We start from the raw sequence: 16,689 nt of genomic DNA, 5'->3' as shown, positions 1-16,689 counted from the left end.
TTTATCTATTTTTCATAGTTTAAGAGTAGATCTATAAAGTAAGAATAGGTGACTGAGCCTTCCTGTTGGTTGCTTTTCAGAAACAGATTGTTGGTGTATCCAAAAAAATCATCCAACCAGCCCTGGTGGCTCATTACAAAATTCTTTTCATAGGCACGGTCTCTTTTCATAGCAGGTGAATATTGGTGAAGTACATTCTTAACGAACTCCGAATCTTCCTCCACAATGAACCTTAAAAGGCTTTTTAAAGTGAAAAACTCAGTGCTGTATCTCAACTCAGTATTACTGGAATGAATGCCTATTAAATACCCCACAAAATTAGCTTCCTGTTCTCTGGCAAAACCCAGCTGATGCGAACTTTCATGGGCTGTTGTAAAAGGGATGAATGTAGAAGGTAATTCAGCGTTATATTGAGCTTCAGCGGTAAAAGGATTGTAATATCCCAGAATGCCGGTAAAACTCATTACATTTTTGAATAAACTGGGTTTAATATCCAGAATCTGAGGCGCTTTTTTATTCGAAATCTGAGAAGGTAGTTTTGTTTGTTGATGCAGGATCTCCTGTTGTATAGAAGTAAGGTTCGTAATAATAAATATTCCTTTGCCGTCTTCATGGACAGACTGCCTGGTTATTTTACATTTTTCAAGATAATCAAGAGCCAGTTTTTTTGCTTTTTCCACATCCGGTTCTTTCTGGCTTGAAAGTTTCTTGATAATAGGAGTTTGGAAATACAGCATTCCCCAAAAGATCTGATAAATAAAATAAAAAATATTGATGATGATCAGAATCCTGAGCATAGAATCCTGTCTTCGTTGCTTTCTGAATAGCATGATGAAATAATACAAAAGGAAAGTACCCAGTACAATATAAATAAGGTCTCCCATAGAAAATGGAATCCAGCTGAATAACGCCTGATGCGTTCCTTTTTGAAGTTCAAAAAAACGTTCAAAAAACGAGATCATCAGTCCGGATTTTGAGCAGATATAAAACAAAAGAAATTGGGCAAGTAATACACCTGCCCAAAACCTTTTCTTTTTATATATTGTTTTCGTAATATTAATGACCATTGCCTTTAGATACTTTATCCAGATCAATGCCTTGGGCTTTTAGAATCCCACTCACACGGATCGCATAGAATGCAAGATAAGCAAAACAAATAACCCCTACGATATAACTGAAATGAATATTTGTAATATCTGCGATATAACCTTGTATAAAGCTTACGATACCTCCACCCATAATCATCATAATAAGATATCCTGAACCTTGATTGGTGTGTTTTCCAAGTCCATTGATGGCAAGTGCAAAAATACATGGCCATAAAGTTGAGCAGAAAAGTCCTACACTGGTAAATGCATATACAGATACCATTCCTGTAGTAAACATCCCTACAAGTAAAGCTGTAATCCCTGCTAAAGAAAAGATTAAAAGCATTCTTGCCGGGTTTCCTTTACTTAAGATATCACAGATAATCATAGCAATAATGATAAATCCATATACATAGAACGGAGACAGATCATGCTTCGCGATAGCATTCACAAGTAAAAATACACCGAATGCAAGATAAGGAGCTAAGAATCTTAAGATCTTTTTGAATCCGGCATTCACATCAAATGCTTCTACAGCACCTGTCCAACGGCCAATCATCAATGATGCCCAGTATAAAGAGATATAAGGGGCTACATCTTTTGTTTCAAAGCCTAAGTTTTTTTCCATATAAGCCGGAAGGTTACTGGCTGTGGAAACTTCTACTCCTACATACACGAAGATTGCAATCATTCCCATTACCAATTGAGGGTATTGAAATGCTGATTTTCTGTGCTCTCCAGGAGTTGAATCGTCTGTGTCTTCAGTATTGGTTGGAGTTATAGCAGGAAGGGAAGAGAATTTAAGCATTAAAGCTACAAGGGCAAAGGCTGCTCCTAATATCAGATAAGGTATTTTTACACTTTCTATACTTGCTTCCGTGTTGCCTGCACCTGCAGAACCAAAAATAGCAAATGCAACAATAAGCGGTCCTATTGTAGTTCCTAAGTTATTGATTCCACCAGCCATTGTTAACCTCTGAGATCCTGTTTCTGTAGGACCTACCTCAATAGCAAGCGGATTGGCAACAATCTGCTGGAGAGAGAAGCCTAAACCTACAATAAATAATCCTGAGATCATTAAAGGGAAAGAATGCATGTTGGCAGCCGGGTAAAACAACAAGGTTCCCATTGCTGAAATAAGAAGCCCCACAATAAGGCCGTTTTTGTACCCTATTTTATTGATCAAATCCTGTTTCAGGCTCTTTGATACAATCATATAAATTAAAGAACCTACAGTATACGCTACATAAAAGCATATCTGTACCAGCATACTTTCAGTTTGAGATAGATTGAAGGCTTTTTGAAAAACGGGGATCAGAATATCATTACTGGCTGCTACAAATCCCCAAAAGAAGAATACAGTAACCAATGGAATGAATTGGGCCCAATTGGTTTGTTTAGAATAATTTGACATATTTATTATAGATTTCACAAACAAATATAACTATTTCCTTTCAACGGAATAGCTGATTAAGGTTTTTTTTATTTTCTCGTAAGCCTCTGCCTTTAAGTCTTTTGGCGAATCGGTAGGCTCAATGATTCCGTTGAAATACACCTTTACTCTTCCAGGATAGCCTTTTGAGTTTTCAAAAGGGAACATTTCCTTGAGTCCGATAAAGGTATAAACAGCGATAGGAGAGTTATGTTTTGAGGACAGCATGAACGCTCCGTCCTTAAAGTCATCCAGGATGATAGAAGTGTCATCCGGTACACCGCCTTCAGGAAAAATGGCAATGCTGTTGCCTTCCTCCATCTTTTCAGCACACCTTCGGTAAACATCAGCACGGCTTTTGGCGCTCGTTCTGTCTACCATGACACATATCCTTTTATAAATGGTTCCGAAAATAGGAATCTTTACCAGTTCTTTCTTTCCTACAAAACATATCGGGTGATCCGGAAATACAATGCAGGTAAGCATAATATCCATGATGGATGTATGATTGGATATAAAAACATAAGGGATATTTTTGTCCTTCTCCTGCTCCGAAAGTTTAATGAGATCATACCTGAAACCCATTCCGTAAAACATTCCGAAACACCAGAGCCTGACAAGTTTATAACCGTACTTATAATGCTTTTTGTTAAAAGATAAAATATAAACAGGGATCCCAATAGTAACTGTTAGAAAAAATGCTAACAGCAGCAGCCAGAATCTCCAGAGATAATTTAAAATTTTTGTCACAGTTTAACCGTTAAAAATTACTTTCTTTTTTACCGAATAATTCAGAATGGAAACCAGTAATATTGCTGCAATTTTGCTGATCATTTCCGGGCTCAAGGTATAAAAAAATAAGTTGATATTATCTTTAAATATGAAACTATAAAATATCTGGAAAAAACCAAGACTGAGTAATGTTGAAAAGAAGGATACCACCATAAAATAAACGAACTCCTTTCTCTTCGAATGTTTTCCTCTTTCGAATACAAACCAGATACTCAGAAAATAATTGGTAATGATCCCGCAGCTGGTGGAAAAAATGTTACTTAAAGGATAATGTATACCATGGAAGTTAATTTCCTTTGCAAAGAAATGCGGAAGATAGGTGCTGAAAATCTTAAAGCTGCCTATTTCTACAATGGCACTCAGTCCTCCTGCAATGATGAAGAACAGAACCTGTTTCTGGCGTATGAGTATTTCTTTCATTTAATGATTATAAAACTAAATATAAGTCCGTATTGTATAAGAGCTGAAATGATTTATATCTCAGAAAATAAAGACTTTACTGTATTCCGGCTGTTAATAACCATTTTGAAATACCAATAATGTCAGAACTTCACAATATGAATATGCAAATTTATAACTATATGTTAAACACTGAAAAAAGTTGTTAAAATATTTTTTTTAATAAAAATTATTTCTAATTTTAATATTCAGAATGATGTAATAACGACCTGATAATAAATTCATTTTCAACTTCTTGTGTTGATGGTTTTTTCTATCTTGTAGTGCGCGGTTAAGCGCATATACTCCAACATTTTATGACCCAATTATTAATAATATTTGTATGAAAAGTCAAAACAAATACAGAAAATTCCAGCTTCAACAGAAAAATATTGAAGCTCTTGAGAAAGAAAATTCCCGCTTCAAAAGAGTGTATTCTGAATATGAAAATATGTCAAACGAATTATGGAATCTCGAAAACTCCAAAGGAGAACCAGTGCCTGATGATTTTATCAATGCAATGGTATTACAGACTTCCTATCTGGAAGATGAAATAGAAGATTGGCTAATACAGTTCAACGAAAAAAAAACAGAGATTAAACATTAATGATTTTAGACAGCTTCCAGGTTGTTTATAAACGCTAATTGAAGATAAATTCCTAATTTAGCACCCTTAAATTAAAATCTAAAATATGGTTGCTATTGTAGATAGTGGTTCTACTAAATCGGATTGGGTAATACTTGATGACTTTAAGAAAGTTTTTCTGAAAACAGAAACAATCGGTTTCAATCCGAATTTTATCAACAGAGAACTTATCGCTCCTGAGGTGCAGAAAAATAGCAATCTGATGTCCCTTAAAAATTCAATTACCAAGGTTTATTTTTATGGTTCCGGATGTGGAGTGAAAAAAAACTGTGAAACCATAGAGGAAGAGCTGAAGAAGGTTTTTGTAAAAGCAGAATTTATTGTGAAGGAAGATCTGATGGCTGCAGCCTATGCAGCATACAGCGGAAAACCTGCTATCGTGTGCATTCTTGGCACAGGATCAAATTCTTGTTATTTCGACGGTGAAAATATAAAGATAGAATTACCTTCATTAGGATTTATTATTGGAGACGAAGGAAGTGGCAGCGCTATAGGAAAACAATTGCTGCGCAGATATTTCATGAAAAAACTGCCTTCAGACCTTCGCGCCGAATTTGAAGCAAACTATCTGCTTACCGTAGAAGATGCATTGCAAAATATGTATCATACTACAAGACCAAATGCTTATTTGGCCGACTTTACCAAATTTGTGATCGAAAGAAAAGATCATCCTTATTTCAGGGATATGGTTTTTGAAGAAATGAAAAACTTCTTTGAATACCAGGTAATCCCTTATGAAGAAGCTAAAGACGTTGAAATCAATTTTATCGGATCTATCGCTTATTATTATGAAAACGTACTACGTTCTGTAGCTACAGAACTTAATTTAAATGTGGGACATGTTGTTCAGAAACCAATTGAAAGCTTAGTAGATTACCACATTAAATATATACTTTAACAAAAAACAAAATTTTATGTCAAGTAACAACAATCGTGACGAAAAGAACTTTAGCCAGGCAGCGCTGGATTATCATAAAGCAGAACCAAAGGGAAAAATTGAAGTAATCCCATCAAAGCCACACTCTTCTCAAAGAGACTTATCATTGGCGTATTCTCCGGGAGTAGCTGTTCCTTGTATGGAAATTCATGATAAACCTGAAACTGTATATGATTATACAGGAAAAGGAAACCTGGTAGCAGTAATTTCTAACGGTACTGCCGTACTTGGACTGGGAGACATCGGTGCTGAAGCTTCAAAACCGGTAATGGAGGGGAAAGGACTTTTATTCAAAATCTTTGCAGATATCAACGTATTTGATATTGAGATTGACGAAAAAGATCCGGATAAATTTATTGAAATCGTAAAAGGAATTGCTCCTACTTTTGGAGGAATCAACCTTGAAGATATTAAAGCTCCTGAAGCTTTTTATATAGAACAAAAACTGAAAGAGGAATTGAATATTCCTTTGATGCATGACGATCAGCACGGAACAGCCATTATCTCAGCAGCAGCATTGATCAACTCTTTGCAGATTGCCAATAAAGATATTGATAAAGTGAAAATGGTGGTCAATGGAGCAGGTGCTGCAGCTATTGCATGTACCAAGCTTTATATTTCATTGGGATTGAAAAAAGAAAACGTCCTGATGTGTGACAGTAAAGGGGTGATCAACCATAAAAGAGAAAACCTTACTCCTGAAAAATTAGACTTCATTGCTCAGACAGATATCGAAACATTAGAAGAGGCTGTAAAAGGCTCTGATGTTTTCGTTGGACTCTCTAAAGGAAACGTAATGACTCCGGAAATGCTTTTAAGCATGAACGAAAATCCTATCGTATTCGCTCTAGCGAACCCTGATCCGGAAATTGCTTACGATCTTGCTATTGAAACTCGTAAAGATGTTATTTTAGCGACAGGAAGAAGTGATTATCCTAACCAGGTAAACAACGTATTAGGTTTCCCATATATCTTCCGTGGTGCATTAGATGTACAGTCTACAGGAATTAATGAAGAAATGAAACTGGCTGCCGTACACGCGATTGCTGATTTAGCAAAAGAACCAGTGCCGGAAGCTGTAATTCTAGCATACAATGTTCAGAATCTGCAGTTTGGAAGAGATTATTTCATTCCGAAGCCATTTGATAACAGATTGATCACAAAAGTATCAAGCGCTGTAGCAAAAGCAGCTATTGAAAGTGGTGTTGCCAGAAAAACCATTACGGATTTTGAAGAATATGAGCACCAGCTTTTAGACAGAATGGGACGAGATGAGAGATTGGTAAGAATGATGCAGAGCCGTGCTAAATCTAATCCGAAAAGAATTACCCTTGGAAATGCTGAAGAATATAACGTATTGAAAGCAGCTCAAATCCTTTATGAAGAAGGAATTGCTTTTCCAAGTCTTTTAGGAGATAAAAAATACATCAAGGAGCAGATGGAGCGTTACGGAATTACTCTGGATGTTCCAATCATTGATCCAAGTGATGATGATCAGAAAGAAAACAGAAAAAAATACAGAGAAACTCTTTGGAAACTCCGTCAGAGAAAAGGGATGAATGAGTACAAAGCGAAGAGATATGTTCGTCAGAGAGATTATTTCGGGCCTCTTATGTTGAGACATGGTGATACCGATGGTCTTATCGTAGGATTCTCTAAAAACTATACTTCAGTTTTACGTCCTGTTTTGGAAGTTATTGAAAAAGATAAAGGAGTAGACAAAGTAGCAGCAATGATGATGATTCTATCTGAAAAGAAACCTATTTTCTTCGCAGATACTTCCATTAACCAGAATCCTACTTCAGAAGATCTTGTGAATATTGCTAAAATGGCAGAATTTACAGTAAAATCTTTTGCTATAGAACCAAGAATTGCAATGCTTGGTTTTGAAAACTTTGCTGCTATTTCTGAAACTTCCAAGAAAGTAGCTAAAGCAGTAAGTATCCTTCATGAGAAATACCCTAAAATGATTGTAGATGGGGAGATTCAGCCGGATTTTGCAATGAATGCAGATCATTTGAGCGATTACCCATTCTCCAAATTAGGAACAACACCCGCGAACACATTCATCTTCCCGAATCTGGAAAGTGCCAACCTTTCTTACAAAATTCTAAGAGGAATGAAAGTAGCACAGGTTATCGGACCTATCCTAATGGGATTAAAACAACCGGTACACGTTCTTCAAATGCGTTCAAGCGTAGATGAGATCGTAAATCTTGCTACGATTGCTGTTCTTGATGCTCAGAGAAGAGAAAAGAAATCAAACTAAAAATTAAGATCGTGATTAGTAATCCTAACCTCTGATCAGATTTTCTTATTAAAAAATGACACTTTAAACCGTGTTGAGATAATAAAAGACTCCATATTTTGGAGTCTTTTGCTTTTGTGTTAATTCATTGAATTCTTATTTGAAATTTAAGTTAAAAATCATTCGCACGTTAAATGAAAACATTAATTAGTTTAAATTGCTATATTTGGGAGTTTTAAAAATTAATAATGATATTTTCTTTACAAGGCAACGTTCAAGAACTTACGCCTACCTACGCTGTTATCAATGTACAAGGGGTTGGTTACTACGTGGGAATCAGTTTGATGACCTCACAGACGCTGGTTTTGAATCAGCAGACTTTTTTATTTATCCAACAGATCATCCGTGAAGATGCCCATCTTCTCTTCGGATTTAACACACGTTCAGAAAAAGAAATGTTCAATCTGTTAATAAGTGTTAATGGAGTGGGTGCTGTTTCTGCATTGATTCTGCTGTCAACATTGACTCTTGATGAAATTGCTTCTGCAATACTTTCTGGAAACAGTGCGCTGATTCAAAAAGCAAAAGGAATCGGTGCAAAAACTGCTGAAAGAATTATCGTAGATCTTAAAGATAAAGTACAGAAATACAGCGATCCAAACGCGAATATTTCTGTGATGGTAGATAATAAAATTAAGGAAGAATCGTTATCTGCATTAGAAGTTTTAGGGATTCCTAAACGAGCGAGCGAGAAGATTGCGGATAAAATTATAAAACAAAATCCAAACATCTCGGTAGAAGAATTGGTTAAACAAATCTTAAAAAACATTTAACATTTGGTGGCGAATATTAAGCATCTTAACATATTTTTGTTCCTGTCGTTCCTGTGTATGTCTGTCGGTGCTTTTGCACAGGTGCAGAAAGATACGGCGATCATAAGAAAACAATATGAAGTGGCCGACCCTACGAGGTACGAAGCCTATTACGATATAAAAACCGGGATGTACTATGTATATCCTAAAATCGGAAATACCATTACAGGCCCTCCTACAGCCATGTCTCCGCAAGAGTATAAAGAATATATGCTTGCTACCCAGACAAAAGCTTATTACAAGGAGAAGTCTGATAAATATAATCTTCTTTTCAGAAGGGACAGATCAGATGCAAGGAAGAAGGGACTTATCCCTTCATTGTTGATTAATAACAGGCTTTTCGAAACGATTTTCGGAGGTAATAAAATTGAAATCATTCCTTCAGGGTATGCATCTCTGGATTTTGCCGGATTGTACCAGAAAATAGACAACCCATTGATCCTGCCACAAAACAGGACCAGTTTTACTTTTGATATTGATCAGAGAATTCAGTTGGGACTATTGGGAAAAGTAGGAGAAAACCTGCAGCTAAAAGCCAATTATGATACCCAAAGTGGTTTTGCCTTTGAAAACCGAATGAATCTCGTTTGGCAGGCAAAAGGAAGTTGGAAAGACCTCCAAAGCAAAGGCCTTGGAAATGTTGATAAACCCAACGAAGGAGGAGAAGATAAAATCATTAAAAGAGTTGAATTTGGTAACGTAAATATGCCGCTTTCAACCAGTTTGATCCGTGGTTCACAATCACTGTTTGGGGTGAAAACAGAATTCCAGCTTGGAAAAACATTTGGAACTGTTGTCCTTTCCCAACAACAGGGTGAGGCCCGAAATATTGTAGTACAGGGTGGTGGTGTTATGAACAATTTTAAAGTTAACGCCATTGACTATGAAGAAAACCAGCACTACTTTTTAGGACACTATTTCCTGAACAAATATGATGATGCCTTACTTAATTATCCACAGATCAACTCAACGATCAATATTACCAGAATGGAAGTATGGGTACTTGATCAAGGGAACAGTAATCTGGCTTACCAGAAAAGTATTATTGGGATAAGAGATTTGGGAGAAGCTGCAGGAGGAATTACTTTGCCAGATAACTCTCTGAATGGGTTATATGATGCTGTGTCTACAGTTGCCGGAACGAGAGAAGCAGGGAAAAATTACAATACTCTTTTTCAGGGGCATGTCTTCCCAGGCACACCCTCTCCCTACGATAACGGAGAAGAATTTCTTCTTGCCACAAAAGCGAGAAAGCTGAATGCTAACGAATTTACCTTTCAGCCGCAATTAGGATATATCTCATTAAATCAAAAATTGAATGACCAACAGCTTTTGGCTGTTTCATACTCTTATACGGTTAACGGAAGTAACAAAGTATACAAAGTAGGGGAATTTTCTGAAGAAAGTCCTGTACTAGTTACTAAAGTACTGAGAGTGAACAATAAAGTAAACACTCAATCTCCAATGTGGGACCTGATGATGAAGAATATCTATTCGATAGATGCAGGACAGGTAGCACAGGATGGATTTATACTTAACGCATACTACAGAGACCCAAAAACAGGAGGTAAAGTCAATTATCTTCCGGATACTCCTGTAAAAGATCAGAACTTACTGAAATTATTCAACTGGGATCGTCTTAACATGAACGGAGATATCCAGAATAATAAAGACGGAAGCAAAGGAGATGGTATTTTCGACTTTGTCAACGGGATTACCATCAGACCGGAAACCGGAAGAATAATCTTTACCAAAGTACAGCCTTTTGGTAGCTATATGCAAAAGGTTTTAGGAGGGACATTTGATCCTCAATACGTTTTCCAGGATCTTTATACCAAGCAAAAACAACAGGCTCTTTCCAGTAACCTTGCACAGAGGTATACAATGGAAGGCCGTTATAAAGGAACTCAGGGACAAGGTATTTCTTTAGGTGCAGTAAACGTGCCTCAGGGATCTGTGAAAGTTGCAGCAAATGGAGTACAGCTTACAGAAGGGGTAGACTACACCGTAGATTATATGCTGGGTACCGTTACCATTATCAACGAAAATGTAAAACAGTCCGGACAGGCTATCAATATTTCACTTGAAAACCAATTGACATTTAATACCCAAAGAAAAAGATTCTTAGGGTTAAATTTAGAAAGAAGATTCAGCGAAAACTTTATCTTGGGAGGTACTGTGATCAATTATTCAGAGTCCCCACTTACCCAGAAAGTAAACTTCGGACAAGAAGCGGTAAACAATACCATGGCAGGGATCAACTTGATGTACAACAATCAGGCTCCTTATCTGACAAGGCTTACCAATAAGCTTCCAATGGTAAAAACCGAAGCACCATCCAACTTAAACTTTAAGATGGAAGCTGCGTATCTGATCCCTGGATTGAATAAGGGAACAAATAATCAGTCTTATATTGACGATTTTGAACAGACAACTTCTAAGATATCATTAAAAGAACCGGCAGCATGGAGCTTAGCTTCAAAACCGGAAAAAAATAAATTACCGCCATTTAATACAGTACCAGGAAATGACGATATAACAAGTGGATATGGAAGAGGACTATTAACATGGTATAATATTGACCCTAGATTCTGGGGTGTTGGAGGTAAAGCACCTGCAGGAATTACACCGCAGTCTGTATCCAACCATGCTTCCAGAAGAGTACAGTATTCTGAGATTTACAACAACAGAGATTTCGTAGCAGGAGAACAAACTTTCACCAATACTTTCGATATCTCTTATTTCCCTAAAGAAAAAGGACCTTATAACGTAAACCCGGTAACAGAACAGGCGCAAAGCAGATGGGCGGGGATCATGAGATCAATCAGCGTTCCGAACTTTGTTACTTCAAACATTGAATATGTGGAATTCTGGATGATGGATCCATACGCAGATGGTAAAACACTGGGTACTGATCCAAAATTATTACTTCACTTAGGAAACGTTTCTGAAGATGTATTGAAGGATGGAAAAATGCAGTATGAAAACGGATTACCAACTCCTGGTACTCCATCTTCTACCACAAATTCAAACTGGGGAATACAGCCAAAACAACCCCCAATTCTTTATGCATTCTCTACGGAAGGAGAAGACAGAAAAGTACAGGATGCCGGATATGACGGTCTTACTTCTGATCAGGAAGCAATGAGATTCGGAAATACTTTTGTAAATCCGGTTACCAATATTGCTGACCCTGCAGTGGATGACTTCGTATTCTATCTTTCAGATAAATTTACAGGAAGCCAGGCTGCTTCAGTGGTAGAGAGATACAAATATTTCAGAAATCCGGAAGGAAACTCAGAAGCAAATTCTCTGAATGTGGCTTCACAAACTCCGGATGCCGAAGATATCAATAAAGATTATAACCTTGATCAGACTGAAAACTATAATCAGTATGTAATCAAGCTTGATCAGCCAAGTTTAGCATTGGGAGGAAACAATATCGTAGATGTAAAAACAGTAAAAGCAAGTTTCCAGAACGGGCAGTCTGCAGATGTAAAATGGTACTTGTTCAGAATTCCTGTGGCGAATTATGATCTAGCTGAAGGTACTGCAGATCCATCTGTATTGAACAATGTAAGGTTTGCAAGATTAATGTTGGCAGGATTTGATCAGACCTCTACTCTAAGATTCGGAACAATGGATCTTGTAAGATCAGACTGGAGAAAGTATGATAGTAAAATTGCCAGTAATGATGTTCCTGGTTCTGACGAAGGAGTAGGTTCTGTGACAGATCCGAATTTTGAAGTAGGAAGCGTAAACATTGAAGAAAATGCACTGAACCAGCCTCCATATGTATTGCCTCCGGGAATTGACAGACAGGTATTAAGTGGAAATGCAGGGGCACAAAGACAGAATGAAGCTTCACTTTACATGAAAGTAACAAACCTTAAAACTGAGGCAAGAGGAGTTTTCAAAAACACGACTTTGGATATGAGAAGGTACAAAAAGCTTAAGTTGTTTGTACACGCTCATGATCCATTGAACAGAGTAATAGGAATGGATGAGAAAACTAAATTCTTTATCCGTTTCGGAAGTGATGCTACCGATAACTATTATGAGTATGAATCATCATTAAATTTGACTCCTACCACAGCGACAGCTCCTATGGAGATCTGGCCAATGGAAAATGAGGTAGATTTTGATGTTCAGAATTTTGTAGATGCTAAAATAAGAAGAGACAAATCAGGGGTTGTTATTACCAATAGAACAGTTGACCCGGGATATCAGCAGCCTTTTAAAAATATTTATATCAAAGGTAGACCTAGTTTAGGAAATATTACCACCATTATGATTGGGGTAAGAAATTCTGATCCAAGAGATGCATCCACCATAACAAGAGTTCTTTGGGTAAACGAAATCCGACTTTCTGAAATTGAGAATGATGGAGGATATGCAGGAAATGCCAGCTTAAACTTTAATATGGGTGATTTGGCAACGGTTAATGCCAATGCTTCTTATACATCTGTTGGTTTCGGAAATATAGATTCAAAACCTGCGGAAAGAACTCAGTCTACTCAATCAGCGTTTAGTATTAATACGGCGATCAATGTAGATAAATTCCTTCCTGAAAAAACAGGGGTGAAGATTCCTTTAAATTATTCTTACTCACAAACTATTGAAGATCCGAAATACAATCCTCTGGATACCGACGTAGAATTCAGTAAGGCGCCAAACAGGGAGCAATTGAAAAAAGTAGCGAGAACCTATACTCAGCAAAGAAGTATAGGAGTCGTAAATATGCATAAAGAAAGAGTAAATCCGAATAAAAAGCCTAAGTTTTATGACATCGAAAACGTTTCGGTAACGGCTGTTTATAACGATGATTATTTCAGGGATATTTATACCAAGAGAAATTACAGACAGTATCTGAGAGGATATGTTGATTATAACTACACATTTAAGCCATGGGTAGTCAAGCCTTTCAATAAAATGATCAGTGATACTGCGAAGTCGACGAAATATTTAAGATGGGTTAAAGAATTCAATTTTAATCCGATTCCTACAAGAATATCTTTCAGAACTGAAATTGATAGAAATTACAACGAACTTGAGTTCAGAAACGTGGAAGCGATCCTGAATGGGAATATGAATAGTGACTTTGATGCCATCAGAAACAGAAACTTCTTCTTTGGATGGCAGTACGGGTTAGGATTCAATTTCACGAAATCATTAAAACTGGAAATCAATTCAGCAACCAGAACCCTTAATGATAATCTGGATGTAAATTCAATGGATAACAAATCGATCTTCGGAAATGTATTCAGAGCCGGAAGACCAGTGTTGTATAACCACAGAGCACAGCTGAACTATAAACTGCCATTCCAATATCTGCCTTATCTGGATTTCATTGATGCAGAAGTAGGATATGGATTTACTTATAACTGGGCTGCAAGATCTACTTCATTGCTTGGGTTTGTGGATCCTAATACGAATCAGCCTGCAAGTTTGGGATCTGTAGGACAGAATACCAACGTTATTCAGGCAACAGCTTCAGCGGATCTACCTAAGTTCTTTGGACAGTTTAATTACTTTAAAAACATCAACGCAAAACTGCAAAAACGCAGACAGGAGATGGATTCTCTAAACAATGTTTATACGAAGCAATGGGAGAAAAACAGATACAGATACAAGAAGTATAAGTTTAAAAATAAACTTACTCCACTTCAAAGTGCTGCATTCTTCCTTACTTCTTTCAAACAGTTGAACGTAAGTTATAACGAAACGAATGGAACAGTACTTCCAGGTCTAATATCAGCTCCAAACTTTTATGGATACGGACAGACATTGGGAGGACCAACATTAGGATTCCTTTTTGGATCACAGGCTGACATCAGAAGAACAGTAATGGAAAACGGATGGGTGAGTGGTTCCAACTATATGACAGATCCGTATGTAAGAATGTCTACCAAAGAATTGAGGGCAGACTTACAGGTGATGCCAATGAATGATTTAAGAGTTGATCTTAATGTGTTGCACAATTACAACAGTAATTTTTCACACACAGGATTTAATTATACAAATAATGGAGTTTCAGATCCTAACTTTACATTTGCCAGCGAAATGATAACGTATTCCAACTCTGCAGTACTTCTTAGCACATCATTTAAGGATGGACAGGCGGTTTACCAGTCTATCAGAGAAAATGCAAGAGCACTTTCACAACAGTTGGGAGGTCCGGGAGCGGTATTGGACAACAATGGGTTTGCCAAGCATTACAGCATCGGAAATGCGTATGTTTTGATTCCTGCCTTTAGAGCAGCTATGGAAGGGAAATCTGTGTCTCCTATGAGCAGTCCTAAGAAAACAGGATTCCCGTTACCAAACTGGAGAATTACGTATTCGGGATTAAAAAATATTCCTATAATCAGTGGGCAGTTCACCAAATTTGATATTTTACATGGTTATACAGCAACATATACAGCAACAGGTATTCAAAGCAATGTGGATTATCACGGTAATCCGGATGGATACTATCAGACAGTCAATGATGCAGGAACTGTAATCAAAAACGATGGTGACAAGATCAATCCATATACATTTGCACAGGTAGGATATGTAGAATCTTTCTCACCACTTATCGGGGTAGATGTTACCATGAGAAATAATATGCAGTTTGGGATCCAGTACAATAAAACAAGAATGATGGTATTGGGATTAGTAAATCAAACTCTTACCGAAGATGCCAACACAGAATATGTAGTAAGACTTGGATATATTATCAGAAACTTCAGATTGGGAACAGCCAACATCAGAGGTAGAGGAACAAGAGGAAAAGGAAGTGACCTTAACATCAGAGGAGATATTTCATTAAGAGACAGTAAAACCTCCATTATGAATATCCTGTTGAATGATGCTCAGGTTACCGGAGGACAAAGACTGATGAATATCAAACTTTCCGCAGACTATAATGTTTCCGAGAATCTGAATTTGAGAGTATTCTATGAACAGATGACCTCAAAGTATAAGATCTCCACAGCATTCCCGCTGTCTACAGTGAGAGCCGGTATTTCTGCCACATTTACATTCGGAGAGTCCGGAGGCGGATTCTAAAAATGATACAAACTTAAAAGTCCTTCAGTTTTGAAGGACTTTTTTTATATCCAATATTTGAAGCTACTGTATTTTTGAATACATTTGTACAAAATAAAAATTAAAAAATGAACACACCATCAGAATTAAAGTACACCAAAGATCACGAATGGATCAAGATCGAAGGTAACGTTGCTACAATCGGTATTACAGACTTCGCTCAGGGAGAACTTGGAGACATCGTTTATGTAGACATAGATACTGTAGATGATGATCTTAATGGAGGAGATGTTTTCGGAAGTGTAGAAGCGGTGAAGACTGTTTCAGATCTATTCTTGCCTATTGCTGGAAAGGTTATCGAGTTCAATTCAGAATTGGAAGCTCAGCCTGAACTGTTAAATACAGATCCTTATGGAGACGGATGGATTATCAAATTGGAAATTGCTGATGGGGCAGATCAGTCTGAATTACTTTCTGCAGATGATTACAAAGCTATCATTGGATAAGATTTCAAAAATATTTAGTAAGATATTGCCCATTTATTGGGCATTTCTTACTTATATGCTTCTCAAGCCCGGAGAAGAGAACCATGAATATTGGTTTATGTTCAGCGGTATCGACAAGGTATTGCATCTAAGCATATTTGGAGCTCTGGGATTCGCTTTCATTGCGGCTTTCCCCAAAATAAAATTCTCATACTTTTTTCAGATCATTCTTCTTTATGCTTTCCTTACAGAAATTCTACAGGAAGAGATGGGACTCGGTAGATCTATGGAAACATTGGATATCGTAGCAGATACTATCGGATGTCTATTAGGATACTATATATATAAGGTGTTAATCAAACGTTTCTTTTAACCATACCTTGTAAGAGCACCATTTCATTCCCATCTTTTTTCTATACAGAAAATTCAAGCTTTCTTAAACCTTCAAACCCCTATACTTTCTTAGAAGCTTTTACCTGCTATCCATTCCTACTCCTCACGCCCGGCTTTCCCTAGCTCAAATCCACTGGTTCTTCCACGCAAGTTGCGGGGTAACCATTTCTATCAGGGCTAGGAGAGGAGACGAATTATAAATTATAAGTTATGAATTATGAGTTGTGGAATCGAGGCTCGAGGTTCGAGTTTCGTGTTCTGAGGTTTAGATTACAAATACCGCGCTTATCCTATTCACTAGGAATGGTCTTTAACCCGTTTCCGTC

At 37.2% G+C, this 16,689-nt stretch carries 11 protein-coding genes; 7 read left to right on the top strand and 4 right to left on the bottom strand.

Going from position 1 to position 16,689, the window contains the following annotated elements:
* Positions 1-5: 5 nt before the first annotated feature.
* The 4 genes from AC57AW_RS01260 to AC57AW_RS01245 form a co-directional block, all read right to left on the bottom strand.
* Positions 6-962, bottom strand: coding sequence for a DUF3810 domain-containing protein (locus tag AC57AW_RS01260; RefSeq protein WP_496350540.1), 957 nt, complete (start codon positions 960-962; stop codon positions 6-8).
* 94 nt (positions 963-1,056) lie between these two features.
* On the bottom strand, positions 1,057-2,502 hold the full coding sequence (locus AC57AW_RS01255) for an MFS transporter (RefSeq protein ID WP_318849184.1): 1,446 nt from the start codon (positions 2,500-2,502) through the stop codon (positions 1,057-1,059).
* 30 nt (positions 2,503-2,532) lie between these two features.
* Entirely contained in the window at positions 2,533-3,270 is a 738-nt protein-coding gene (locus AC57AW_RS01250) for a lysophospholipid acyltransferase family protein (RefSeq protein WP_496350539.1), read from the bottom strand.
* Between the two features lie 3 nt (positions 3,271-3,273).
* On the bottom strand, positions 3,274-3,732 hold the full coding sequence (locus AC57AW_RS01245) for a GtrA family protein (RefSeq protein WP_318849182.1): 459 nt from the start codon (positions 3,730-3,732) through the stop codon (positions 3,274-3,276).
* A gap of 361 nt (positions 3,733-4,093) precedes the next feature.
* On the opposite strand from AC57AW_RS01245, the gene AC57AW_RS01240 reads away from it, so the two are divergent.
* The 7 genes from AC57AW_RS01240 to AC57AW_RS01210 all read left to right on the top strand — a co-directional run bounded on the left by AC57AW_RS01240 (position 4,094) and on the right by AC57AW_RS01210 (position 16,343).
* A complete protein-coding gene (locus AC57AW_RS01240; protein ID WP_318849181.1) occupies positions 4,094-4,357 on the top strand; it encodes a hypothetical protein in 264 nt (87 codons plus the stop codon).
* Positions 4,358-4,442: 85 nt separating this feature from the next.
* Positions 4,443-5,294 carry a BadF/BadG/BcrA/BcrD ATPase family protein gene (locus tag AC57AW_RS01235; protein ID WP_318849180.1) on the top strand — a complete coding sequence of 284 codons (852 nt, stop codon included), beginning with the start codon at positions 4,443-4,445 and terminating at the stop codon, positions 5,292-5,294.
* Between the two features lie 16 nt (positions 5,295-5,310).
* Complete coding sequence (locus tag AC57AW_RS01230; RefSeq protein ID WP_318849179.1) at positions 5,311-7,602, top strand: NADP-dependent malic enzyme; 2,292 nt, start codon at positions 5,311-5,313, stop codon at positions 7,600-7,602.
* 227 nt (positions 7,603-7,829) lie between these two features.
* Complete coding sequence (gene ruvA, locus AC57AW_RS01225; protein ID WP_496350538.1) at positions 7,830-8,414, top strand: Holliday junction branch migration protein RuvA; 585 nt, start codon at positions 7,830-7,832, stop codon at positions 8,412-8,414.
* A 57-nt stretch (positions 8,415-8,471) separates the two neighbouring features.
* Positions 8,472-15,506, top strand: a complete 7,035-nt coding sequence (gene sov, locus AC57AW_RS01220; RefSeq protein ID WP_496350620.1) for a T9SS outer membrane translocon Sov/SprA — start codon at positions 8,472-8,474, stop codon at positions 15,504-15,506.
* A gap of 107 nt (positions 15,507-15,613) precedes the next feature.
* Positions 15,614-15,991 (top strand): glycine cleavage system protein GcvH, encoded by a 378-nt coding sequence (gcvH, locus tag AC57AW_RS01215; RefSeq protein WP_047373847.1) that lies wholly within the window; start codon positions 15,614-15,616, stop codon positions 15,989-15,991.
* Positions 15,966-16,343 carry a VanZ family protein gene (locus AC57AW_RS01210; protein WP_318849177.1) on the top strand — a complete coding sequence of 126 codons (378 nt, stop codon included), beginning with the start codon at positions 15,966-15,968 and terminating at the stop codon, positions 16,341-16,343. The genes gcvH and AC57AW_RS01210 overlap by 26 nt, the downstream gene beginning before the upstream one ends.
* Positions 16,344-16,689 lie beyond the last annotated feature (346 nt).

The sequence above is a fragment of the Chryseobacterium sp. BGA-UO-ETr-SB22 genome (assembly GCF_059567885.1).
This window is presented reverse-complemented; position numbering and strand designations above follow the sequence as displayed.

Coding starts and splice junctions, on each gene's coding strand:
- AC57AW_RS01260 (WP_496350540.1), bottom strand. CDS start 962: ATGATCTCGTTTTTTGAACGTTTTTTTGAACTTCAAAAAGGAACGCAT.
- AC57AW_RS01255 (WP_318849184.1), bottom strand. CDS start 2,502: ATGTCAAATTATTCTAAACAAACCAATTGGGCCCAATTCATTCCATTG.
- AC57AW_RS01245 (WP_318849182.1), bottom strand. CDS start 3,732: ATGAAAGAAATACTCATACGCCAGAAACAGGTTCTGTTCTTCATCATT.
- AC57AW_RS01240 (WP_318849181.1), top strand. CDS start 4,094: ATGAAAAGTCAAAACAAATACAGAAAATTCCAGCTTCAACAGAAAAAT.
- AC57AW_RS01235 (WP_318849180.1), top strand. CDS start 4,443: ATGGTTGCTATTGTAGATAGTGGTTCTACTAAATCGGATTGGGTAATA.
- AC57AW_RS01230 (WP_318849179.1), top strand. CDS start 5,311: ATGTCAAGTAACAACAATCGTGACGAAAAGAACTTTAGCCAGGCAGCG.
- ruvA (WP_496350538.1), top strand. CDS start 7,830: ATGATATTTTCTTTACAAGGCAACGTTCAAGAACTTACGCCTACCTAC.
- sov (WP_496350620.1), top strand. CDS start 8,472: ATGTCTGTCGGTGCTTTTGCACAGGTGCAGAAAGATACGGCGATCATA.
- gcvH (WP_047373847.1), top strand. CDS start 15,614: ATGAACACACCATCAGAATTAAAGTACACCAAAGATCACGAATGGATC.
- AC57AW_RS01210 (WP_318849177.1), top strand. CDS start 15,966: ATGATTACAAAGCTATCATTGGATAAGATTTCAAAAATATTTAGTAAG.